The sequence below is a fragment of the Mycolicibacterium sp. SMGY-1XX genome (assembly GCF_059132455.1).
Window position 1 is genome coordinate 5,108,964 of record NZ_CP101139.1, and the last position, 23,585, is coordinate 5,132,548.

The 23,585-nt window shown below is 66.4% G+C and carries 21 protein-coding genes and 2 tRNA genes; 13 read left to right on the forward strand and 10 right to left on the reverse strand.

Features of this window, described 5'->3' with window-relative positions:
* The first annotated feature begins 3 nt into the window (after positions 1-3).
* The 5 genes from NL241_RS24480 (at position 4) to NL241_RS24500 (ending at position 5,241) form a co-directional block, all read left to right on the forward strand.
* On the forward strand, positions 4-906 hold the full coding sequence (locus NL241_RS24480; RefSeq protein WP_487686789.1) for a sugar phosphate isomerase/epimerase family protein: 903 nt from the start codon (positions 4-6) through the stop codon (positions 904-906).
* A 13-nt stretch (positions 907-919) separates the two neighbouring features.
* Positions 920-1,930, forward strand: a complete 1,011-nt coding sequence (locus NL241_RS24485) for a Gfo/Idh/MocA family protein (protein WP_494395291.1) — start codon at positions 920-922, stop codon at positions 1,928-1,930.
* Positions 1,927-2,802 carry a sugar phosphate isomerase/epimerase family protein gene (locus NL241_RS24490; protein ID WP_494395292.1) on the forward strand — a complete coding sequence of 292 codons (876 nt, stop codon included), beginning with the start codon at positions 1,927-1,929 and terminating at the stop codon, positions 2,800-2,802. The genes NL241_RS24485 and NL241_RS24490 overlap by 4 nt, the downstream gene beginning before the upstream one ends.
* A gap of 8 nt (positions 2,803-2,810) precedes the next feature.
* On the forward strand, positions 2,811-4,313 hold the full coding sequence (locus tag NL241_RS24495; RefSeq protein ID WP_494395293.1) for a CoA-acylating methylmalonate-semialdehyde dehydrogenase: 1,503 nt from the start codon (positions 2,811-2,813) through the stop codon (positions 4,311-4,313).
* A gap of 97 nt (positions 4,314-4,410) precedes the next feature.
* A complete protein-coding gene (locus NL241_RS24500; protein ID WP_494395294.1) occupies positions 4,411-5,241 on the forward strand; it encodes a sugar phosphate isomerase/epimerase family protein in 831 nt (276 codons plus the stop codon).
* A 73-nt stretch (positions 5,242-5,314) separates the two neighbouring features.
* On the opposite strand, the gene NL241_RS24505 is transcribed toward NL241_RS24500, so the two are convergent.
* Positions 5,315-6,298 (reverse strand): Gfo/Idh/MocA family oxidoreductase, encoded by a 984-nt coding sequence (locus tag NL241_RS24505; protein ID WP_487693492.1) that lies wholly within the window; start codon positions 6,296-6,298, stop codon positions 5,315-5,317.
* 61 nt (positions 6,299-6,359) lie between these two features.
* Here NL241_RS24505 and NL241_RS24510 point away from each other — a divergent pair, with 61 nt between their 5' ends.
* Entirely contained in the window at positions 6,360-7,409 is a 1,050-nt protein-coding gene (locus NL241_RS24510) for a Gfo/Idh/MocA family protein (protein ID WP_494395295.1), read from the forward strand.
* On the opposite strand, the gene NL241_RS24515 is transcribed toward NL241_RS24510, so the two are convergent.
* Entirely contained in the window at positions 7,344-8,387 is a 1,044-nt protein-coding gene (locus tag NL241_RS24515) for a LacI family DNA-binding transcriptional regulator (protein WP_494395296.1), read from the reverse strand. The two genes, NL241_RS24510 and NL241_RS24515, sit on opposite strands and share 66 nt — an antisense overlap.
* Before the next feature lie 114 nt (positions 8,388-8,501).
* Between NL241_RS24515 and NL241_RS24520 the strand changes: the two genes are divergently transcribed.
* Positions 8,502-9,665: a phytanoyl-CoA dioxygenase family protein gene (locus tag NL241_RS24520; RefSeq protein WP_494395297.1), complete on the forward strand. Its 1,164-nt coding sequence runs from the start codon at positions 8,502-8,504 to the stop codon at positions 9,663-9,665.
* Positions 9,666-9,684: 19 nt separating this feature from the next.
* Here NL241_RS24520 and NL241_RS24525 read toward each other — a convergent pair whose 3' ends face one another.
* The 3 genes from NL241_RS24525 to NL241_RS24535 form a co-directional block, all read right to left on the reverse strand.
* Complete coding sequence (locus tag NL241_RS24525; protein WP_494395298.1) at positions 9,685-10,851, reverse strand: Gfo/Idh/MocA family protein; 1,167 nt, start codon at positions 10,849-10,851, stop codon at positions 9,685-9,687.
* A 94-nt stretch (positions 10,852-10,945) separates the two neighbouring features.
* On the reverse strand, positions 10,946-11,413 hold the full coding sequence (locus NL241_RS24530; protein ID WP_487693487.1) for a hypothetical protein: 468 nt from the start codon (positions 11,411-11,413) through the stop codon (positions 10,946-10,948).
* Positions 11,414-11,515: 102 nt separating this feature from the next.
* Positions 11,516-13,690, reverse strand: a complete 2,175-nt coding sequence (locus tag NL241_RS24535) for a glutamine synthetase III family protein (RefSeq protein ID WP_487693486.1) — start codon at positions 13,688-13,690, stop codon at positions 11,516-11,518.
* Positions 13,691-13,929: 239 nt separating this feature from the next.
* Between NL241_RS24535 and NL241_RS24540 the strand changes: the two genes are divergently transcribed.
* The 5 genes from NL241_RS24540 (at position 13,930) to NL241_RS24560 (ending at position 18,597) form a co-directional block, all read left to right on the forward strand.
* Positions 13,930-14,178, forward strand: coding sequence for a hypothetical protein (locus NL241_RS24540; RefSeq protein WP_494395299.1), 249 nt, complete (start codon positions 13,930-13,932; stop codon positions 14,176-14,178).
* A gap of 146 nt (positions 14,179-14,324) precedes the next feature.
* Complete coding sequence (locus tag NL241_RS24545; RefSeq protein WP_494395300.1) at positions 14,325-15,362, forward strand: Vgb family protein; 1,038 nt, start codon at positions 14,325-14,327, stop codon at positions 15,360-15,362.
* A 23-nt stretch (positions 15,363-15,385) separates the two neighbouring features.
* Entirely contained in the window at positions 15,386-16,219 is an 834-nt protein-coding gene (gene fdhD, locus NL241_RS24550) for a formate dehydrogenase accessory sulfurtransferase FdhD (protein ID WP_494395301.1), read from the forward strand.
* Between the two features lie 237 nt (positions 16,220-16,456).
* Positions 16,457-17,116 carry a porin MspA gene (mspA, locus tag NL241_RS24555; protein WP_487693482.1) on the forward strand — a complete coding sequence of 220 codons (660 nt, stop codon included), beginning with the start codon at positions 16,457-16,459 and terminating at the stop codon, positions 17,114-17,116.
* Positions 17,117-17,283: 167 nt separating this feature from the next.
* Positions 17,284-18,597: a nucleotide disphospho-sugar-binding domain-containing protein gene (locus NL241_RS24560; RefSeq protein WP_494395302.1), complete on the forward strand. Its 1,314-nt coding sequence runs from the start codon at positions 17,284-17,286 to the stop codon at positions 18,595-18,597.
* 113 nt (positions 18,598-18,710) lie between these two features.
* On the opposite strand, the gene clpX is transcribed toward NL241_RS24560, so the two are convergent.
* From clpX to NL241_RS24585, 5 genes are all read right to left on the reverse strand, one after another.
* Complete coding sequence (gene clpX, locus NL241_RS24565) at positions 18,711-19,997, reverse strand: ATP-dependent Clp protease ATP-binding subunit ClpX (protein ID WP_487693480.1); 1,287 nt, start codon at positions 19,995-19,997, stop codon at positions 18,711-18,713.
* A 245-nt stretch (positions 19,998-20,242) separates the two neighbouring features.
* Positions 20,243-20,869, reverse strand: coding sequence for an ATP-dependent Clp protease proteolytic subunit (locus NL241_RS24570; RefSeq protein ID WP_487693479.1), 627 nt, complete (start codon positions 20,867-20,869; stop codon positions 20,243-20,245).
* A complete protein-coding gene (locus NL241_RS24575; protein ID WP_487693511.1) occupies positions 20,866-21,450 on the reverse strand; it encodes an ATP-dependent Clp protease proteolytic subunit in 585 nt (194 codons plus the stop codon). Before NL241_RS24575 ends, NL241_RS24570 begins: the two co-directional genes overlap by 4 nt.
* Before the next feature lie 136 nt (positions 21,451-21,586).
* The gene (tig, locus tag NL241_RS24580) at positions 21,587-22,999 is read right to left on the reverse strand and encodes a trigger factor (protein ID WP_487693478.1); all 1,413 of its coding nucleotides are present in this window, start codon (positions 22,997-22,999) and stop codon (positions 21,587-21,589) included.
* A gap of 51 nt (positions 23,000-23,050) precedes the next feature.
* A tRNA-Pro gene (locus tag NL241_RS24585) sits at positions 23,051-23,127 on the reverse strand.
* 165 nt (positions 23,128-23,292) lie between these two features.
* Here NL241_RS24585 and NL241_RS24590 point away from each other — a divergent pair.
* Positions 23,293-23,363: transfer RNA gene (locus tag NL241_RS24590), tRNA-Gly, on the forward strand.
* The last annotated feature ends 222 nt before the right edge of the window (positions 23,364-23,585 follow it).

Here is a 23,585-nt window from a genome sequence, read left to right on the forward strand (position 1 = left end):
AAAGTGAGCACAATTCTCGTAGGGTCCGCGCCCGACTCCTGGGGCGTCTGGTTCCCCGATGACCCGCAGCAGACCCCCTACACCCGCTTCCTGGACGAGGTGGCGGCCTCCGGATACCAGTGGATCGAACTCGGCCCGTACGGCTACCTGCCCACCGACCCCCAGCAGTTGCTCGACGAGCTGGGCGCGCGCAACCTGAAGCTCTCGGCCGGAACGGTTTTCGAGCACCTACACCAGAATGATTCCTGGTCGGCGGTGTGGAAGCAGATCGAGGATGTCGCGAAGCTGACCGCGGCCGTCGGCGGCAAGCATGTTGTCGTCATCCCCGAGATGTGGCGGGATCCGTCCACCGGTGCGGTGCTCGAAGACCGCAACCTGACGCCCGAGCAGTGGCGCAAGAAGACCCAGGGGATGAACGACCTGGGCAAGGCGATGTTCGAACAGTACGGTGTGCGTGCGCAATACCACCCGCACGCCGACAGCCACGTCGACACCGAGGAGAACGTCTACCGCTTCCTCGACGGGACCGACGGCGAGTTCGTCAACCTGTGCCTGGACACCGGTCACATCTCCTACTGCGGCGGCGACAACATCGCGATCATCCGCCGGGCCCCGGAGCGCATCGGCTACCTGCACCTCAAGCAGGTCGACCCCGAGGTGCGCGCCAAGGTCGAAGCCGAGGACCTACCGTTCGGTGAGGCCGTCAAGCTGGGCGCCATGACCGAGCCGCCGCGCGGTATCCCCGAGATGCCGCCGTTGCTCGCCGAGATCGAGAAGCTCGGCATCGATGTGTTCGCCATCGTCGAGCAGGACATGTATCCCTGCGACGTCGACGCTCCCCTGCCCATCGCCCAGCGCACCCAGAAGTACCTGGGTTCCTGCGGCATCCCGTCGGTCACGTTCTAGGAAGAGAAAAGCCATGTCTGACTTGCGAATCGCCGTTCTGGGCGTCGGCATGATGGGTGCCGACCACGTGGCCCGGATCACCTCGAAGATCAGCGGCGCCCGGGTCGCGGTCGTCAACGACTACTTCACCGAGAAGGCCGAGCAGATCGCCGCCGAGATCCCCGGCTGCCGCGCCGTGGCCGACCCCTTGGACGCCATCGCCGACCCGGACGTCGACGCCGTGCTGCTGGCCACACCGGGCCCCACGCACGAGAAACAACTGCTGGCCTGCCTGGAGCACCGCAAGCCGGTGCTGTGCGAGAAGCCGCTGACCACCGACGTCGCCAGCTCCCTCGAGATCGTCCGCCGGGAGGCCGAACTGGGGGTGCAGTTGATCCAGGTCGGATTCATGCGCCGGTTCGATCACGAGTACGCGCAACTCAAGACGCTCATCGAGGGTGGCGAACTCGGTACACCGCTGGTGATGCACTGCGTGCACCGCAACCCGGCCGTGCCGCCGAACTTCGACAGCTCGATGATCGTGCGGGACTCGCTGGTGCACGAGGTCGACGTCACCCGCTTCCTGTTGGGTGAGGAGATCACGTCGGTCCAGATCATCAAGCCGTCCGCGAATTCGAAAGCCCCGCAGGGCCTGCAGGACCCGCAGATCGCCGTGTTCACCACCGAGAGTGGCAAGCACGTCGATGTCGAGGTGTTCGTCACCACCGGTGTCGCCTACGAGGTGCGCACCGAGGTGGTGGGCGAGCAGGGCAGCGCGATGATCGGCCTGGATGTCGGCCTGGTGCGCAAGAGCGCTCCGGGGCACTGGGGTGGCACCATCACCCCCGGCTTCCGGGAACGTTTCGGTCAGGCCTACGACACCGAAGTTCAGCGGTGGGTGGACGCCGTGCGCAGCGGAGTGAACGTCGACGGACCTTCGGCGTGGGACGGTTACGCCTCCACCGCCGTCTGTGAGGCCGGCGTGAAATCGCTGCAGTCCGGCAAGGCAGAGCAGGTCGAGCTGGCCGAGCGGGTGGGACCATGAAGATCGCCCTGGACCCCACCCCGTTCCACCATGACCATGATCTGCTCGAATTCCCGCGGCTGGTGGCCGAATTGGGCTACGAGTACCTGCAGCTGACACCGCACCGGGATTTCATCCCGTTCTTCAACCACCCGCGTGCCGATGACGAACTGGTGGCCAAGTTCCGCAAGGCGTGTGACGACGCCGGAGTCGGTATCGCCTCGGTACTGCCGGTGCTGCGGTGGTCCGGCCCGGATGAGGACGCCCGGGAAGCGGCGGTGCGCAACTGGAAACGCGTCATCCAGATCACCGTCGACCTCGGCGTCAACGTCATCAACACCGAGTTCTCCGGCCGCCCCGAGCGGGCCGAGGAATCCGAACGCGCGTTCTTCCGGTCCATGGAGGAACTGGTGCCGATCTTCGAGCGGGAAGGCATCGACGTTCGGATCGACCCGCACCCCGACGATTTCGTCGAGGACGGACTCGAAGCGCTGCGCATCATCCGCGGGGTCAATTCCCCCAACATCGGCATGGTGTACGTGGCGTGCCACAGCTTCCACATGGGTGGGAACATGGCAGAGATCATCCGCAAGGCGGGCAACAAGTTGCGGTTGGTGCACGTCGCCGACACCATGGACCACCACCGCTCCCACGGCCTGCGGTACATCACCAACCCGCCGGGCAATCCCGTTCGGGTGCACCAGCACCTCAAGATAGGTGACGGTGACGTCGACTGGGACGAGTTCTTCAGCGCCCTGGCCGAAATCGATTTCTACAACCGCCCCGACACCGTGATGGTCTCGTCGGTCTTTGCCGAAGACGAGAACGCCCAGGAGGTCTCGCGCTATCAACTGGCGACGATGACCGATTACGTGAACAAGCACACGAAGTGAGAACTGCTATGCCTACCACCATCTCCCACTGGTCCGACAACAAGATCTTCACCGGGTCCTCCGGTGCCACCGCGCCGGTGACCAACCCCGCCACCGGTGCCGTCACCGGGGAGGTTGCGCTGGCCTCGGTCGACGATGCCCGCGCGGTCATCGACGCCGCCGCTGCGGCCTTCCCCGCTTGGCGGGACACCTCGCTGGCCAAACGCACCCAGGTGCTGTTCCGTTTCCGGGAACTGCTCAACGAACGCAAGGACGAACTGGCAGCCATCATCACCAGCGAGCACGGCAAAGTGCTCTCCGACGCCCTCGGCGAAGTGTCGCGTGGCCAGGAAGTCGTCGAATTCGCCTGCGGGATACCGCATCTGCTCAAGGGTGGGTTCACCGAGAACGCCTCCACCAAGGTCGACGTCTACTCGGTGCGCCAGCCCCTGGGCGTCGTCGGCATCATCTCGCCCTTCAACTTCCCGGCCATGGTGCCCATGTGGTTCTTCCCCATCGCCATCGCGACAGGTAACACCGTCGTGCTCAAGCCGTCGGAGAAGGATCCGTCGGCGTCCCTGTGGGTGGCCGAACTGTGGAAGGAAGCCGGCCTGCCCGCCGGGGTGTTCAACGTCCTGCAGGGCGACAAGACTGCCGTCGACGAACTGCTGACCAACCCCACGGTGAAGTCGGTGTCGTTTGTCGGGTCCACCCCCATCGCCAAGTACGTCTACGCCACCGGCACCGCCCACGACAAGCGGGTCCAGGCGCTGGGCGGGGCGAAGAACCACGCCATCATCCTGCCGGATGCCGACCTGGACCTGGCGGCCGACGCCATGGTCAACGCCGGCTTCGGCTCCGCAGGTGAGCGCTGCATGGCCATCTCCGCGGCCGTGGCCGTCGGGCCCATCGCCGATGACCTGGTGGCCAAGATCGCCGAGCGCACCACACCGCTGAAAATCGGTGATGGCACCAAGAACTCGGACATGGGTCCGCTGGTCACCAAGGCCCACCGCGACAAGGTGGCCTCCTACATCGACGCCGGTGAAGCCGACGGCGCCAAGGTGGTCGTCGACGGACGCAACGTCGAGATCGACGGCGGCGGCTCCGGTCTCTCGGATGGCTTCTGGCTCGGCCCCACCCTGCTGGACAACGTGACCCCGCAGATGAGTGTCTACACCGACGAGATCTTCGGGCCCGTCCTGTCGGTGGTGCGCGTCGAAACCTATGACGAGGCGCTGGAGTTGGTGAATTCCAACCCCTACGGCAACGGCACCGCCATCTTCACCAACGACGGCGGCGCGGCCCGGCGCTTCCAGAACGAGGTGCAGGTGGGCATGGTCGGCATCAACGTCCCGATCCCGGTGCCGATGGCCTACTACAGCTTCGGCGGCTGGAAGGCCTCGCTGTTCGGCGACAGCCACGCCCACGGTATGGACGGCGTGCACTTCTTCACCCGCCAGAAGGCCATCACCCAGCGCTGGCTCGACCCGTCACACGGCGGCATCAACCTGGGCTTCCCCACCAACTGACGCACCACCCACGCTTTCTAGGCCGAGCGAGCGTGTTTGTACACAAAACGCCGAGCGTTTTTGTACAAACCCGCTCGCTCGCTTTCGGGAAGGGCCCATGACTGAGCTGATCGCCACCGCGTGGACCAGCGCCGGTAACACCTCGCCGCTGCACCCCCTGCCGGTCAGCCCGGTGCCGATCGCCGAACGTGTAGCAGCGGTGGCCGAGGCCGGTTACAGCGGTATGGGGTTGATCGCCGAGGATCTTCGGGTCATCCGGGACTCTCTGGGGTTCAACGGTTTACGAGATCTGATCACTGAGGCCGGGCTCCGCCACATCGAGATCGAACTGCTCGAGCGGTGGTGGCTGCCCGGCGACACCGACGATATCCGCGCACTGCTGTTCGAGGCTGCCGACGTCCTGCAGCCGGCGTTCATCAAGATCGGCTCCGAACTGGGCCCGCGTATCGAGAACCCCGAGTCGCTGGTCACACCGCTGCGGGAGCTGGCGCAGCAGGCCGCCGCGCACGGCACCCGGGTGGCGGTCGAAACCATGCCGTTCTCGATCATCTCGACGGTGCCGCTGGGTGCGGAGTTGGTGACCGCTGCCGACCATCCGGCGGTCGGGCTCCTGGTGGACGCCTGGCATGTGTTCCGGGCCGGCACCTCGCTGACTGAGCTCCGCGAGGCGTTGACACCGGCGATGATCTTCGGCGTCGAACTCGACGACGCCTCCGCCGAGGTCGAGGGCTCACTGTTCGAAGACACCGTCGAGAACCGATTGCTCTGCGGGGAAGGATCTTTTGATCTCGCCGGGTTGGTCGAGGTACTGCGTGAGCTCGGGTTCACCGGGCCGTGGGGTGTGGAGATCCTGTCGAGGGAGTTCCGTGCATCGCCGGTGCGCGAGGCGTTACAGCGGGCCGCCGATTCCGCCCTGAAAGTGCTGTAACCCCACGGGCGAGCGCACGAGTTTGTACAAGAGAACCGGCGTGTTGCCGTACAGACACGCGCGCTCGGCCGGATCAGACGGTGACCCAGGCGCCGTTGGACTTCATCGACTCCACCAGCGCGTCGGCCACTACCGATGCCCGCAGACCGTCCTCCGCGGCGGCCAGCGTCGACGTCCTGTTCTCCCGGATCGAGTCGATCCACTCCTGCAGTTCGATCCGGTAGGCATCGCTGTAGCGCGGAATCCAGTCAGCCGGGTACGCCACGCCTCGCTGACGTTCGGAATCGGTGACGATGTGGGTGGGCAAAGTCAGTGCTGCCGTGCCCTTTTCGCCGACGACTTCGCAGCGGGTGTCGTAGCCGTACCGGGCGTTGAGGAACAACTCGACGGTCACCAGGACATCGGAAGCGGTGCGCAGCAGGTAGAACTGCGGGTCCTGGCGCCCCGCCGAATTCACCGAACTGCGGCCGTGCTGCCAGCTGACCGCCGAGATCGGCGAGTCCAGCAGCCACGGCACGATGTCCAGCTCGTGGATGGCCGACTGCGTGATCGACGACGCCGAATCCCCGCCCGGGTAGGTGTGCACGGTGCGGCTGATGCAATGCGCGATCAACGGGGCACCCAGGTCACCGCTTTGCACCCGCTCCCGCAGGGCGACGTAGGACGGATCGAAGCGGCGCATGAATCCGACCGTCACGGGTTCCACCTCGGCACCGAGTCGGGCTTGGGCATCCAGTACCGTCTGGCACTCGGCCGCCGTTGGCGCCAACGGCTTTTCGCACATGACGGGTTTACCTGCGCCCAGCGCTGCCAGTACCAGATCGGCGTGGGTGTCATCACGCGTCGCGATCACCACGGCGTCCACGTTCGCATCGCCGATCAGCGCGAACCCGTCGCCGTGCACACCGGCGCCGAGTTCGTCGGCCACCTGTCGGGCCACCTCGGCATTGAAATCGGTCACCGCCACCACGTCGGAGCCGGACACCACCTTGGCCAGCTTGCGAGCATGGTCGGCACCCATGACGCCGACTCCGACAACCCCTACGCGCACAGTCATAGCGTGAGTATTACATGCTGATGTCTTAACAAATAGAGCATTGGCGGATTACGCTGATGCCATGAACCTCACCACGCTGCCGACGCCCCGGACACGCGACCCGCGGGAGGCGCCGTCGTTGCGCTGGGGTATTGCCGGCCCGGGGTGGATCGCGCATCGTTTTGTGGAGTCATTGCAGGCCAACACAACTCAACGGGTGGCCGCCGTCGCTTCCCGCGATGCCGGTCGCGCGCAGGCCTTCGCCGCGCAGTGGTCGCTGCCCGCCGCCCACGGCAGCTACGAAGCGCTGTTCGACGACCCGGACGTCGATATCGTCTACATCGCAACCCCGCATCCCAGTCATCGCGACAACACGATCGCCGCGCTTGCGGCGGGCAAGCATGTGCTGGTGGAAAAGCCGCTCGCGGTGGACGCGGCAGGCGCACGCGAGATCATCGCGGCGGCAGCCGGCGCCAACCGGTTCGTCGGCGAGGCGATGTGGACCAAGTTCCTGCCGAAGTTCGATGTCATCCGCCAACTGCTCGACGACGGCGCGCTCGGTGAGGTGCGCACGGTGATCGCCGACCACGGCGAGTTCTTCACTCCCGATCACCGCATCTACAACGCCGATCTCGCGGGCGGTCCGCTTCTGGACCTGGGCACCTATCCGATCGCCTTGGCGCACCTGGTGTTCGGATCATTCACCAGGGTGGTGGCGCAGAGCCAGGACGCGGTCCCGGGTCTCCCCGGGCAGATCTCGGCGATGCTGTCCGACGCGGCCGGCAATCAGGCGGTCCTGCACACCACGATCTTGTCCGATACCCCCACCTCGGCGGTGATCAGCGGCCGCGACTCGACACTGCACATCGACGGCCCGTTCTTCATGCCCGGACCGTTCACGCTGACCCGGCACAAAGGGCATCCGTCCGATCCGGGGCTGGTGCTGCGCTACGACGAGAAGCCCGGAACGCAGGCCGACGGGCTGCACTACGCGGCGGTGGAGGCGGCGAGACTGATCACCGACGGGCGCACCGAATCCGAGATCCATCCGTTGCGCACTGCCGTGTCAACGCTCGACATCGCCGACGAGATCCGGAGGCAGATTCTCCCGCGTGATGATCTGAATCGCTGACGGCTGCGCGGGCAACCGGCCCGGCAAAGCCCCGTGGTGGGTCATCACCAGCCGGGCCACCCGGCGCATGTCGGCCCCCAGATCGTGATGTAGCACCGCGCTGAGCCGGCCGGCCAACAACAGCTCGCGGTTGGCCTTGGCCAGGTCGTGACCGATGAACACTTCACAGTGCCGGCCCGCCGCGTCGAAAGCGTCTGCGATACCGGTGTTCCCGCCGCCGATCGAGTAGACCGCGACGATGTCGGGATGCGCTGTGAGCGCGGTACCGACCAGTTCCCGGCAGGTGGCGTCGAGCCCGTCGGAATTGGTGACGTCGACGATCGCGCGGTCAGGGTCGTAGTCACGCAGACCGGACCGGAATCCCGTCTCCCGGTCTTCCTCCCCCCGGAACAGGGCGCTGCTGGTCACCACCAGTACCCGGCCCGGCAGCCGACGCAGCCACTGATGCATCAAGTATGCCGCCGTCGCACCCGCTGCCCGGTCATCCATTCCCACGTGCGCGATGCGCGTACTGGCAGGCACATCCGTGACCAGCGTGATCACCGGGATCTTGGCCGCGGTCAACCGGCCGATGGCCGCAGCGACCTCCGGGATGTCCGGAGCCTTGAGCACCACCCCGTGGCTGCCCTGGCGTGCGATCCTGTCGAGTTGACCGATCAGTTCCTCGAGCGGCCAGTGTTCGCGGAGATGGAACCGGCTGCGCAGCACTGCCGGGCCCAGACCGGGCAACTCTCGTTCCAGGGCGCGACGGACCAACGCCGAGAACCGTTTCGGGGTGTCCATCACCACATCGATCATGAACGTCCGGCCGGACAATCGTATCTGGGTGGACTGGCGCTCGAGGTCGGCGATCGCCTGCTCGACCTGGAGCACCGTGCCGGTCCGCACGCCCGGCCGGCGGTGTAACACGCGGTCGACGGTCGCCTCGCTCACGCCGGCCTGGCGGGCGATTTCACGAATCGGGTAGGGACGTCGCACCGGCTGGTTCCTGAGGTCGTTTTGAGGGGTTTGTGTGGTTGTTCCGACTTTCCCATCTTGTCATCCTGATTCTGCCGGCATCACAGATCGACATCATCTGACGAGGAGACCAACATGACCCGCAGTGTGACAGGTGCCGTCGGTGCCGGCCGTATCTCGGAATCCGACTGCGATATCCAGGATTTCGACCGTGTGCTGTCCCAGGAGACGGCGCTGGCCGATTACCCGTACGCCTCCGACACCACCCGCGGCGTGCTGTTCTACAACGCCGAGGTGATCACCGCCCAGGCCACGGATCCGCAGCGCCGCGAGGAGATCGCCGATGAACTGGCGCGGGCCCTGCTGACCGGGCCCGGTATCGTCGTCTTCACGGGGGCCTTCACCGAGCAGCACGCACTGGCCGAGACCACCGCCCGGTTCAGCGGCATCATCGCCGAGCAACGTGCGTCGGGTGTGGTCAACGGCGACCATTTCGCCAAGCCCGGCGCCAACGATCGCATCTGGAATGCGTTGCAGAAACTTGCGCTCACCGATCCCGAGCTGTTCGTGCGCTATTACTCCAACGACGTACTGGCATTGGTGTCGTGCGCCTGGTTGGGACCGATGTATCAGGTGACCTCGTCGGTCAATGTGGTCAATCCTGGTGGCGGTGCGCAGAATCCGCATCGCGACTACCACCTGGGTTTCATGTCCACCGACACCGCGGCGCGTTTCCGCGCGCACGTACACCGCCTGTCCCCCGCACTCACCCTGCAGGGTGCGGTGGCTCACGTCGACATGCCGGTGGAGTCGGGACCGACGATGTACCTGCCCTACTCGCACCAGTACGAACCGGGTTATCTCGCATTCAACCTGCCGCAGTTCCGGGAGTACTTCCACGCCAATTACGTTCAGTTGCCGCTGAAAGCCGGTGACGCCGTGTTCTTCAACCCCGCGCTGTTCCACGCCGCGGGCACCAACAGCTCGTCGGACATCAAGCGGATGGCCAATCTGTTGCAGGTCAGCTCGCCGTTCGGTCGAGCCATCGACGCGGTGGACCGGGAAGCGATCGTCAACGCCATCTACCCTTTCCTGCACCAGGCGGCCGGTGCCGACAACGTGATCGCCGCTGCCGCTGAGGGTTACGCGTTCCCGAGTAATCTCGACCTCGATCAACCCTTTTCGGGCCTGCACGGAGAAACGCAGGCCGAGTTGCTGTCACGGGCGCTGACAACCGGGATGGACGCCGAAACGCTGGCCGGTGAACTGGCCGCGCTGGGCCGACGGCACACCCCCTGACCCGGGGATGTGTGGGAGATCAACGCGCGGGCTCAGTCCAGGTGCCGGTGCGCACGGACTCGGTGATCGCCTCGATCACCTGGGCCGTGCGCACCGCATCCCAGATGGTGGCGCCGCGCGGGTGCCCTGTGGCGATGGAGCGCAGGAATCGTTGTGCCTCAATGACCTTGAGATCGTCATAGCCCAGTGCGATGGCGGAGCCGGGCTGGAAGGCGGCATACTCACCGTCCCCGGGACCGACATAGCGGGTGGTGACGGGCTGGTCCTGAAACACCGACCCGGTGCCGACCCGCAGTTCGCCGATGCGCCGGAAGTCCCAACCCACCATGCCCTTGGTGCCGTGGATCTCGAAACCGTAGGCATTCTGCTCGCCCACCGACACCCTGCTGGCCTCCACCGTGCAGCGCGCGCCGGAGGTCAGCCGCAGCTGTGCGAATACGTAGTCCTCGTTCTCCACCGCGTCGCGCCGGCCGCCCGCGGCGAGCTGGTGCCCACTGGTGGCACCCGTGGGCACCGGCCGCTGCGGGACAAAGATGGCGGTGTCGGCGATCACCGAGTCGATGTCGCCGAGCAGATGCCGCACGAGATCCACACCGTGCGAGGCGAGATCACCGAGCACACCGTTGCCGCCGCGGTTGCGCTGGAAGCGCCAGCTCAGTGCGCCGTCGGGGTGGGCGGCGTAATCGCTGAGGAAATAGCAACGGGCGTGGGTGATCTCACCGAGTTCGCCGGCGGCGATCAGTTCGCGGGCGGCCGCGACCGCGGGCGCGTTGCGGTAGTTGAATCCGACGGCCGTTTGCACCCCGGCGGTCTCGGCGGCACGCGCCACCGCCAGCGCATCAGAAGCGCTGAGGCCCACCGGCTTCTCGATCCACAGGTGCTTGCCCGCCTCCACCACGGCAGTGCCGATTTCGCGGTGCAGGAAGTTGGGTGCGGTGACGCTGACGGCGCTCACCGACTGATCGTCGAGCAACACACGCCAGTCCGTCACCGCGGTGGACGCACCGAACTGCCGGGCAGCCTCCTCGGCGCGGCCGGGAACGTCATCGGCGATCGCCACCAGGCGGGCATGCTGCGGGTAGTGATGGCGGACGCGGGCGTAGGCCTGCGCGTGCACCCGACCCATCCAGCCGAAACCGATGATGCCGACGGGTGTTTGAGCGGCTGAAGGGATTTGAGTGGTCACGGGGCCAGCCTCTCGCTCGGCGGTTCCGACGAGAGGTGAGTGTAGCCACCGCCACACCCCGGTGTCTACATTTGTCCGAACATAAGGACAAACACTAGGTCCGTGGGTCGGCTGGATGCCGATACGCCTCGATGGTGTCGAGGTCGTCGAGCAACTCTTCGCGGCTGGAGTATTCGGCGTGTTCGTCCCGCATCAGCGACTGGAAGTCGGCGAACTGCACCAGGTAGCCGTCCTCGAGAACGGTCACCGCGGTGGGCACCCAGGAGTCCCCTTCGGGCGCCGACGACGGCCATGACCACATGTCCGAGCTGTCTTCGAGATGGACGTGCAGCGGCTCCCACCCGCGCCGGACGAGCACCCGGCCCAAGTGGTCATCGCCGTAGGCCGGGTCCGCGTCCTCCGCCAATGCGTTCGACAGGACCTCGACCAGAGCCTCCGGCATCGTCGCGAGGTCCAGGCCGGCCGACGGCTCGGCAACGTTTTCCTCGTATTCCGACCCCGCCCGGCCGGTCCGCCACGCCTTGCCCTTGGACTTCTTGGTCCGGCCTTTGCTCCTCGGCATAGCCGCGAGGCTAGTCGGGCGGAGCGAGCGCGCGCGTCTGTACAAAAAGTGCGGCGTGTCGCCGTACAGACGCGCGCGCTCGCGGGGAATGATCAGGTCAACTCAGAGGATGTAGAGCATCTCCTGGTAGGTGGGCAGCGGCCACAGGTCGTCGGCCACAACACTTTCCAACGAGTCAGCCGCGGTCCGCACCGCAGCCATCGCCGGCAGCAGCACGTCGCGGGCGTGCGTCGCCTCCGCCAGCGAGCCCTCGGCATGCTCGGCCAGCGCCGCCTTCAGCGCCGACAACGCCGAGGTGAGCTCGGAGATCGGGGCCGAAACCTGCTCCAGCAGAACCAAGCTCGGCTCGACGCCGGCCGCCTTCAAGGTGGCGACATTCTGCGCCAGCTCGGTCTGATACCGCAGCGCTGCGGGCAGGATCACCGTCGAGCCCAGCTCCAGGGCGAGCTTGGCCTCCACGGCGATGGTCAGCGCGTACTGCTCGAGACGCACCTCGTAACGGCTGTGCAACTCGCGCTCGTTGAACACGCCGTACTTCTCGAACAACTCGACGGCCTCGGGTTTGATCAGCTCGGGAATCGCATCGAGGGTGGTCTTGAGATTGGGCAGGCCTCGTTCGGCCGCCTCGATCTGCCAGTTGTCGGAGTAGCCGTCACCGTTGAACACCACCGCGCCGTGCTCGGTGATGACCTCGGTGAGCAACTGCTGCACCGCGGTATCGAAGTCCACTCCGTCAGCCAGCGATTTCTCCAGCACCGTGGCCATGTGATCGAACGAGTCGGCCATGATCGTGTTCAGGATGATCATCGGCACGGCGACGGTCTGACCCGAACCGGGCGCGCGGAACTCGAACCGGTTACCGGTGAACGCGAACGGGCTGGTGCGGTTGCGGTCGCCCGGATCGGTGGGCAGATGCGGCAAGGTGTCGACACCGATCATCATGGTGCCCTTGCCTTTTGACGAGGTGGCCGCACCCTTGGCGATCTGCTCGAACACATCGGCGAGCTGCTCGCCGAGGAAGATCGAGATGATGGCAGGCGGCGCCTCGTTGGCGCCGAGGCGGTGATCGTTGGTGGCCGAGGCCACCGACACCCGCAACAGGCCACCGAACTTGTGCACGGCGCGGATCACGGCCGCGCAGAACACCAGGAACTGGGCGTTCTCATGCGGGGTGTCACCCGGGACCAGCAACGAACCCAACTCGGCGTTGCCCACCGAGAAGTTCACGTGCTTACCGGAGCCGTTGACCCCGGCGAACGGCTTCTCGTGGAACAGGCACTCCATGCCGTGTTTCTTGGCGATCGTCTTGAACACCGTCATCAGCAGCTGCTGGTGGTCGGAGGCGATATTGGCGCGCTCGAACATCGGCGCCACCTCGAACTGCGCCGGGGCGACCTCGTTGTGCCTGGTCTTGGCGGGGATGCCGAGCTTGAACAGCTCACGCTCGGTGTCCATCATGAAGCCCAGGACCCGCTCGGGCACCGCGCCGAAGTAGTGGTCATCGAATTCCTGCCCCTTCGGCGGCTTGGCGCCGAAAAGGGTACGGCCGGCGTTGATCAGGTCCGGGCGGGCCAGGAAGAAGTGCCGGTCCACCAGGAAGTACTCCTGTTCGGGCCCGCAGAACGAGACCACCTTCTCCAGATTCTTGTGGCCGAACAGCGTGAGGATGCGCTCGGCGTGCGCGCCCATGGCCTGCTGGCTGCGCAGCAGCGGGGTCTTGTAGTCCAGCGCCTCGCCGGTCATGGACACGAACACCGTCGGGATGCAGAGCGTGTTGCCGTTCGGGTTCTCCAGGATGTAGGCCGGGCTGGTGACATCCCAGCCGGTGTAACCGCGCGCTTCGAAGGTGCTGCGCAGGCCACCCGACGGGAAGCTGGAGGCGTCCGGTTCGCCCTGGATGAGTGTCTTGCCGGCGAACTCGGCCAACGTCTGCCCGTCGGAGACGGGTTCGAGGAAGCTGTCGTGCTTCTCGGCGGTCAACCCGGTCATCGGGTAGAAGACGTGGGCGTAGTGCGTGGCACCCTTCGACAGCGCCCAGTCCTTCATCGCCGACGCCACCGAGTCGGCGACGGCGGGATCGAGCGTGGCGCCCTTCTCGATGGTCGCGACGACGGACTTGAACACCGATTTCGGCAGACGCAGCTGCATCTCGGCCTTGGTGAACACGTTGGCGCCGAAGATCGCGCCGGGCTCCTCGGTCGGGTCGAAGCTGATCGCCGGAGGGACGTAGGCCTCCACGTTGTTGATCGCCTGCAGACGGACGGCATTTCCGCTCATGGGACTTCCTCACTGCGATGCGTCCGAACCGGGATGACGGACGTGTGACCGCACCAAACTAGGGACGTTCGATGGCAAATTTGTTACACCGACGTCAACGTCAGAATGCGCGGACGCTGGCCCGAAGCGCCAGCAACGGCAAAGGGCCGCACCCGCCAAGGATCCTTTGAGGATTCGTGGAGACCGGCCGCCGATCCTGTGTTCACCGGCGCAACCAGCGCCCCAACCAGGAGGACACCATGTCGAAGCTCACCGCCGCCGCCCGCACCGCGATCACCGCCATCATGATCGGTGCCGCCTCGATCGGCCTGGCCGGCGCCGCCGCAGCCGCCCCGGCCATGCCGTCGGTCGTCAGTGCCGGGGTGTGGAGCGCCGACCCGGCCACCGACCACCAGGACTGCGCGACGGCCACCCACACCGAGGACGCGTCCGCGCCCTGCGCTCCGCAGTCGCCGCACCGGCATCAGCTGGACGGCAAGGGCCGCTGAGCTGAGCCCGAGAGGCTGACATCGGGCGACCAGAGACCCCGCACCCGGCGGCGGCGGCACACTGCCGCCGGGTGCGGCCGCGCCGGTCACACCCTCGTCATACCCGTCAGTGCGTCGCCGCGCAGGCGGCCGGGTACCGCCTCACCATGCGCGCGCTCACTCTCGCCGCGATCGCCTGCGTTCTGCTGACGGCAGGCTGCGGCGCCGCACCGTCACCTCCGATGCCTGCGCCCGTGACCGAGGGCACCCGGCCTGACCCACAGACATTGCCGCCGCCGGCCGAACCTCAGCAGGCCCCGCCGCCTGTGCAACCACCGCCCGGCCGTCAGATCCCCGTCGGCGCGGCACCCGAGGGCGTCGTCGTCGATCCCGTCAGCCGCCGCGTAGCCGTCACCACCCGCGATCCCAACGAGCTGGTCCTGCTGGACGCCGACACCGGAGCCGTCACCGCGCGTACGCCACTGCCGGGGTTCGCGCGGCACCTGCAGTTGGCGGCGCCGGGCGGTCCGGTGCTGGTCCCGGTCGAAAGCGCCGACGCCCTGGTGCGCGTCGACCTGCCCGACGGGCAGGCTCGACAGCGGGTGCTGACCGGCACCTTCCCCCACGACGCCGCCCAGGCGGCCAACGGCACGGTCTTCGTCGCCAACGAACACGGCGGCACCGTCGCGGCGCTCCGCGGCGACGAAGTGGTGAAGGTGTTCACCGACAGCGTGCAGCCCGCCGGCCTGGCGCCGACCGGAACCGTGATGGGCCTGCTCGACGTCCGCAAGAACGACCTGACCGTCTACGACACCGAAACCCTGACCATCGTCGGCTCGGTACCCGCCGGCGACGGCCCCACCCACCTGGTGGCCGACAAACACGGCCGCCTGATCGCCGCCGACACCCGTGGCGACGCGGTGCGGGTATTCGAACCGGAACCCCGACCCCGCGAGGTGGCGCGGGTGGCGCAACCCGGCGGCCCGTACGGCATCACCTACGACGCCCGCCGAGATCGGCTGTGGGTCGCGTCGTCGGGCACCAACGAAGTGGTGGGCTACGACATGGCGCAACCGACTCCCGGGGAAATCGCCCGGATCCCCACGGTGCAGAACCCCTACACCCTCGGGGTCGATCCGGCCACCGGCCGGCTGTTCGTGGCAGGCAACACCGCGGGCGTCCTGCAGATCATCGACCCGCAGTAGATTGGTGTGGTGGAAAGCAGCGCATGGGTAGGGTGACGGCACGCCGGCGGGCCAGCCACGTGTCGGCCGACCACACCACCGAACGTCCCGAGACGCTGGTGGTGGAGGAGCCGCTGGAGATCCGCCTCAACGGCAACCCGCTGACCGTCACGATGCGCACTCCAGGCTCGGATTTCGAGCTGGCGCAAGGTTTTCTGCTGACCGAGGGCGTGATCGGCGGTCGCGACGACATTCGCGACGTGCGGTACTGCCGGGGCGCTGACGAAAACGGAATGAACACCTACAACGTTCTCGACGTCACCCTGGCACCTGGTGTCCCACTGCCGGATGTCGATGTACGGCGCAACTTCTACACCACCTCGTCGTGCGGTATCTGCGGCAAAGCGTCGCTGGACGCCGTGGCCACCATCAGCCGCCACGCCCCCGGCGACGACCCGACGACGGTCCTGGCCGAGACCCTCACCACGATGCCGCAACAACTTCGGTCCGGGCAGAAGGTGTTCGCCAGTACCGGCGGACTGCACGGGGCGGCCCTGTTCACTGCCGACGGAACCATGCTGGCGTTGCGCGAGGACATCGGCAGGCACAACGCCGTCGACAAGGTCATCGGCTGGGCGCTCGAACAACACCGCATCCCGCTGACCGGCACCGTGCTACTGGTCAGTGGCCGCGCGTCGTTCGAACTGACCCAAAAGGCAGTCATGGCAGGCATTTCCGTGATGGCGGCGGTGTCGGCCCCCTCCTCTCTGGCCGTCGATCTGGCCACGCAGTCCGGGCTCACACTGGTGGCATTCTTACGCGGCGACTCGATGAACATCTACAGCAGACCCGACCGGATCATCCACTCGGCGAGCTGAAACCTATCCGAGCCGAAGCCTCGAATCGGCCGATCACATCCAGGGTCAAGCAACTCCACAGCTCATTGGCAGAGGGCCTCATCGCCGCAGCTGAGCGGCGCGACGACACCTCCAGAATGCCGAAAAGCGGCCCGCTGAACGCGATTTCGTCACCCACGCACCCTCACTTCGCTATAGGTTCTGCGGGTCCGCATCGTCATCGGTCGGGCGGAGCACCGCGAAACAGTGAGGGGCAACATGAAGACAATCGGCCGGGTGTTGGTGGCGTTGATCGCCGCCGTCGCCGCACTGTTCGTGGGCACGGGCACCTCGCATGCCGGCTTGGACAATGAGCTCAGCCTCGTCGACGGTCAGGGCCGCACCCTCACCATCCAGCAGTGGGACACGTTCCTCAACGGTGTCTTCCCCTTGGACCGCAACCGTCTCACCCGGGAGTGGTTCCACTCCGGCAAGGCCGTCTACAGCGTGACCGGTGACGGCGCCAAGGATTTCAAGGGCGTGCTCGAATTGGGCTACCAGGTGGGCTTTCCCTGGTCGCTGGGTGTGGGCATCAACTTCAGCTACACCACCCCGAACGTCGCGTTCGACAGCCAGGACTACGGCACGTTCAACCCGATCACCGGCGGCCTGGACCTGGACCTGATCCCCGCCGTCGTCACCCCGCCGCTGTTCCCCGGCGCGTCGATCACCGCCGACCTGGGCAACGGTCCCGGCATCCAGGAAGTGGCCACCTTCTCCGTGGACGTCAAGGGAGCCAACGGCGCGGTGGCGGTGTCCAACGCCCACGGCACCGTGACCGGTGCGGCCGGTGGCGTGCTGCTGCGCCCCTATGCCCGGCTGATCTCCGCAGCCGGTGACAGTGTGACCACCTACGGCGCGCCCTGGAACATGAACTGAACTTCCCCACCACGCGGCGGCCCCGGAGTCCTCCGGGGCCGCCGCTTTGTGCGGTCTACCTGCAATCTCCACCCGATCTCCACACAACCTCCAAGTTCGCGACCATGCCCTCGACAAGCATCGGTTCCCAGGCAACTCGCTACACGAACCACACGGAGGACCTCACGATGCCGGAGATACTGATCGCATCCATGCAGCCCGTCGGCCACATCGGCCCGCTGCTCAACGTGGCCGAAGGGCTGGTGGCGCGCGGCGACCGCGTCACTGTGCTGACGGCGGCCCAGCACGCCGACCGGATCCGGGCCGTCGGCGCCACACCCGCCGCGCTGCCGGCCGCCGCCGAATTCGACGAGGCGAACCTGAACCGGGACTTTCCCGGCCGCGCGGAGACGTCCGGCATCAAACGGGTGAACTTCGACATCACCCGGCTGTTCTTGGCGCCGATGCCCCACCAGACGGCGGCCCTCGCCGAACTGATGAAGACCACCCGGTACGACGCGATCATCGCCGACGCCGGCTTCTTCGGCATCGTGCCGTTCCTGCTCGGTGATCCGGCCGCCCGGCCGCCGGTGTTGAGCTACTCGACCACGCCGCTGATGATGAGCAGTCGCGACCACGCACCGATGGGGCTGGGCATGATGCCGTCGGCGACTCCGCTCGGCCGGCTACGGAACCGGACGCTGAACCTGCTGTCGCAGAAGGTGTTGCTGCGGCAGTCGCACCGTGTGGCCAACGACCTGTTGAATCGGATGAACTGCCCGCAGTTGCCGGTGTTCGTGATGGATTGCGGCGTGCTGGCCGACCGCTACATCGCGCCCACGGTGCCGAAATTCGACTATCCGCGCAGTGACCTGCCCGCCAACGTGCGGTACGTCGGCGCCGTCCACCCCCGGCCGACCGAGGGCTTCCGGCCGCCGGCGTGGTGGTCGCAGCTGCGCGGCGACAAGCCGGTGGTGCACGTCACCCAGGGAACGATCGACAACGCCGACCTCGGGCGGTTGCTCGAACCGACCATCGAGGCGCTCGGCGGTGAGGACGTCACCGTCGTCGCCACCACCGGCGGGCGGCCCCTGAACCAGATCACGATCTCGCTGCCACCCAATACTCATGTGGCTGAATACATTCCACACGACCAGTTGCTTCCCCACGTCGACGTGATGGTCACCAACGGTGGGTACGGCGCCGTCCAGCGCGCACTGTCGGCGGGCGTGCCCCTCGTGGTGGCCGGTGACACCGAGGACAAACCCGAGGTGGCAACGAGGGTGCAGTGGTCCGGCGCGGGGGTCAACCTGCGCACCGGAACCCCGTCGGTCGGCCAGCTCCGCCGGGCGGTGCGTGACGTGCTGGACAACAAGAGTTATCTGCGCAACGCCCGCGCCCTGGAGGCCGCGTATGCCAGGCGCGACGGCGTGGCCGAGATCGCCGCCCTGGTGGACGAAGTCATCGCCGAGCGCGCCTCGTTGACTCGGCTGGTCCGCTAGCACTGCCGAGAATGCACTGAGGGTCGTGATCCGCGATGGATCACGACCCTCAATGCAATGTCGAAGCGTCAGGCGCTGTCCGGTTAGCCCGACTCCTCACCGCGGATCGGTCGTCAGGCGCTCTTGTCCCGGCGTTCGGTCCGCGACGGCTTGCGCGGCACGATGGTCGGCAGCACGTTGTCGTCCACGGTCTCCTTGGTCACGACCACCTTGGCGACGTCATCGCGGCTGGGGATGTCGTACATCACCGGCAGCAGGACTTCTTCCATGATGGCGCGCAGGCCGCGGGCACCGGTGCCGCGATGGATGGCCTGGTCGGCAATCGCCTCGAGCGCGTCGGCGGTGAACTCCAGCTCCACGCCGTCCATGTCGAACAGCCGGGTGTACTGCTTCACCAGCGCGTTCTTGGGCTGCGACAGGATCTGCACCAGCGAGTCCTTGTCCAGATTGGTCACCGACGCCACCACGGGCAGGCGGCCGATGAACTCGGGGATCAGACCGAACTTGATCAGATCCTCCGGCATCACCTCCGCGAAGTGATCCTGGGTGTCGATCTCGGCCTTGCTGCGCACCTCGGCACCAAACCCGATGCCGCGCTTGCCAACTCGGTCAGAAACGATCTTCTCCAGGCCGGCGAACGCACCCGCGACGATGAACAGCACGTTGGTGGTGTCGATCTGGATGAATTCCTGATGCGGATGCTTGCGTCCACCCTGCGGGGGCACCGAGGCCTGCGTGCCCTCGAGGATCTTCAGCAGCGCCTGCTGCACGCCCTCGCCGGAGACGTCGCGGGTGATCGACGGGTTCTCGCTCTTGCGGGCGATCTTGTCGACCTCATCGATGTAGATGATGCCGGTCTCGGCGCGCTTGACGTCGTAGTCGGCCGCCTGGATCAGCTTGAGCAGAATGTTCTCGACGTCTTCACCGACGTAGCCGGCCTCGGTCAGCGCCGTCGCATCGGCAATGGCGAACGGAACGTTGAGCATCTTGGCCAGGGTCTGCGCCAGGTAGGTCTTACCGCAGCCGGTGGGGCCGAGCATCAGGATGTTCGACTTGGCCAGTTCCACGGACTCACCCGAACGCGAATCCCGGCCGCTCTTCTCGCCCGCCTGGATGCGCTTGTAGTGGTTGTAGACCGCGACCGCCAGCGTGCGCTTGGCGGTGTCCTGGCCGATCACATAGCCCTCGAGGAACTCCCGGATCTCCGCGGGTTTGGGCAGCTCGTCGAGTTTGACGTCGTCAGCGTCGGCGAGTTCCTCTTCGATGATCTCGTTGCAGAGGTCGATGCACTCGTCGCAGATGTAAACGCCGGGCCCCGCGATGAGCTTCTTGACCTGCTTTTGGCTCTTCCCGCAGAACGAGCACTTCAGCAGGTCACCGCCGTCTCCGATGCGCGCCATGGTGCAGGGGTCCCACTTCCTGTCTGCCGGTGGAGTTCACCGGAATGTCGGGTGCTATTTGTGCTGTTCCCGACGCTACCCGCTTATCCGGGTACTGGGCGACTGATAAAGCGAATAGCGTCGGTGGTATTCGCTTGTCGCAAGAACATAGCGCCTCGGCCTGCTTACCGGGGGCGCAACGCGCGGCCGTGTCGCCGTCGTGATTCGGCCGCGACCGTGCGTCGCGCTGCGCCCCGGTACGGCGGCTATGCAGACTGCGCCGAGAGCTTCCGGTAGTCCAGCACCGTGTCGATGATCCCGTAGTCCTTGGCCTCGGCCGCGGTGAGGATCTTGTCGCGGTCGGTGTCCTTGCGCACCTGCTCGGGCGTACGCCCGGTGTGGCGTGCCAGCGTGGTGTCCATCAGGGTGCGCATGCGCTCGATCTCGGCGGCCTGGATCTCCAGATCCGACACCTGGCCCTGGATGGCGCCACCCACCGCGGGCTGATGGATCAGCACGCGGGCATTCGGCAGAGCCAGCCGCTTGCCGGGGGTTCCGGCGGCCAGCAGCACCGCGGCCGCCGAGGCAGCCTGGCCCAGGCACACCGTCTGGATGTCGGCGCGCACGTACTGCATGGTGTCGTAGATCGCCATCAGCGAGGTGAAGGAACCACCGGGTGAGTTGATGTACATCGTGATGTCACGGTCGGGATCCAGCGACTCCAGCACCAGCAGCTGGGCCATGATGTCGTTGGCCGACGCGTCGTCCACCTGCACGCCGAGGAAGATGATGCGTTCCTCGAACAGCTTGTTGTACGGGTTGGATTCCTTGACGCCGAAGCTCGAGTGCTCGATGAACGACGGCAGGATGTAGCGAGCACTGGGTGAGGTCATGAGGCACTCCCGTTGAGGTGGGCGCGGGTGATGATGTGGTCGACGAAGCCGTATTCGAGGGCTTCCGGGGCGGTGAACCACCGGTCGCGGTCGGCGTCGGCTTCGATGCGCTCCAAGGACTGACCGGTGAACTCGGCGTTGAGCCGGTTCATCTCCTTCTTGGTGAGCGCATACTGCTCGGCCTGGATGGCGATATCAGCCGCGCTACCGCCGATACCGGCAGACGGCTGGTGCATCATGATCCGCGCGTGCGGCAGCGCGAAGCGCTTGCCCTTGGTGCCCGCGGCCAGGAGGAACTCACCCATCGACGCGGCCATACCCATGGCGTAGGTGGCGACGTCGCACGGCGCCAGCACCATCGTGTCGTAGATGGCCATGCCGGCGCTGACGGAGCCGCCGGGAGAGTTGATGTAGAGGTTGATGTCCTTGGTGGGGTCCTCAGCGGCCAGCAGCAGAATCTGCGCGCACAGCCGGTTGGCGATGTCGTCGTCGACCTGGGTGCCCAGGAAGATGATCCGCTCGGCCAGCAACCGCTCGTAGACCGAGTCGGTGAGGTTCAGGCCCATTGACCCGGAACGCATGTCAGTCACGACGGGATACCTGCTTTCTCGTGTTCATACTCAAACGACCCTAACGAACTGGCGCGCACCTGCACTCCCTGAGGCGCGTGCTTTCGCTGTGAGCGTCACGCGCCGAGGGCGGGCCCTCCGCCCAGAACTACTTCGTGTCGCCGTCCGGCTCCACCGACACCGACGCCTGCTCGTCGGCATCCTCAGCTGCGTCCTCGTCGCCGGCGTCGGCCTCATCGGAGCCGGATCCGAAGAACTCCGCGGTGTCGATGACGTTGCCGTCGGTGTCCTTGACCGTGGCGGCCTCGACGACGGCAGCGACGGTCAGGCCCCGACGGACATCGGCGAACATCGCCGGCAGCTGGTTGTTCTGCTGCAGCACCTGGAGCAGCTGCTGGGGCTCGATGCCGTACTGGCGCGACATGAGCACCAGCCGTTCGGTGAGGTCGTTCTGGCCGACCTGCACGTCGAGATCGTCGGCGATGGCATCCATCAGCAGCTGGGTCTTGACGGCCTTCTCGGCGTTGGTGCGCGCGTCGGCATCGAATTCCTCGCGCGAGCTGCCCTGCTCGGCGAGCGCCTCGGCGAACTTCTCCTCGTCGTGGTCCAGCCCGTGGATGGCCTGGTGCACGGTCTCGTCGACCTGCGCCTGCACGATCTTCTCCGGCAGCGCGATGTCGACCTGCTCGAGCAGGGTCTCCAGCGTCTTGTCCCGGATGGTCTCGGCCTGCTGGATGCGCTTGAAGCGCTCCACCTGCTCGGACAGGTTCGCCTTGAGTTCGTCGATGGTGTCGAATTCGCTGGCCAGCTGGGCGAACTCATCATCGGGCTCGGGCAGCTCGCGCTCCTTCACCGAACCGACCGTGACGGTGACCTCGGCCTCCTTGCCGGCGTGCTCACCGGCGGCCAGCGTGGTGGTGAAGACCTTGGTCTCCCCCGACTTCAGGCCGATGATCGCCTCGTCCAGGCCCTCGATGAGCTGGCCGGAGCCGATCTCGTGGGACAGGCCCTCGGTCTTGGCGTCGGGCACGTCCTCGCCGTCGACGGTGGCCGACAGGTCGATGGAGACGAAATCGCCTTCCTGAGCCGGACGGTCCACCCCGGTCAGGGTGCCGAACCGGGCGCGCAGCGTCTGCAGTTCCTTGTCGATGTCCTCGTCGGTGACCTCGATCGGATCGACGGTGATGGTCAGCGCGCTCAGATCGGGCAGGGTGATCTCGGGACGGACGTCGACCTCGGCGGTGAACACCAGTTCCTGGCCGTCCTCGATCTTGGTGATCTCGATCTCGGGCTGCCCCAGGGGCTTGACGTCGGTGGTGCTGACGGCCTGGCTGTAGCGCGCCGGCAGCGCCTCGTTGACCACCTGCTCGAGCACCGCGCCGCGGCCGATGCGGGCCTCGAGCAGCTTGCGCGGCGCCTTACCCGGGCGGAAGCCGGGCAGCCGGACCTGCTTGGCCAGCTGCTTGAACGCCTTGTCGAAGTCGGGCTCGAGTTCTTCGAAGGGCACCTCCGTGGTGATCCGCACCCGGGTGGGGCTCAACTGCTCGACGGTGCTCTTCACAGGTACTCCTCGAATTACTTTCGCTGGTGATGTCGGTCTCGATGGTCGTGCTGGTCGGGGTGACAGGATTTGAACCTGCGGCCTTCCGCTCCCAAAGCGGATGCGCTACCAAGCTGCGCTACACCCCGGCACCTGCTCCTGACGTCCGCGCATTCGCACGCGGACGCTGTCGAACAAGCCCACGGCATCCTACGGCTTGCGCGGGCATGACCGAACACAGGCCGTATCGGCTGCGGGGCGTCAATTGGCTTTGAGCTCCACCGGGCCGGTACAGTCTGGCTCGAGCAATACACGCGGGCGTAGCTCAATGGTAGAGCCCTAGTCTTCCAAACTAGCTACGCGGGTTCGATTCCCGTCGCCCGCTCTCCTGAGGTGGTGCCGAAGTCAGCTTCGGCGCCACCTCACATCTTTTTCCGGGTTCTTGTCGACGCAGCCCGCCACTGTTGCGGCACGGGGGCGAGAACCGTTCGCGGACAACATGATTCAGAGATCGGGCCACGTGCGCCCGTCGCCGGGCCACCCGAACACCCCCTCGGGGGGCTCCGCTTCCAGCAACATCGATAGGCCCACCTGTCATGTTTGCCAC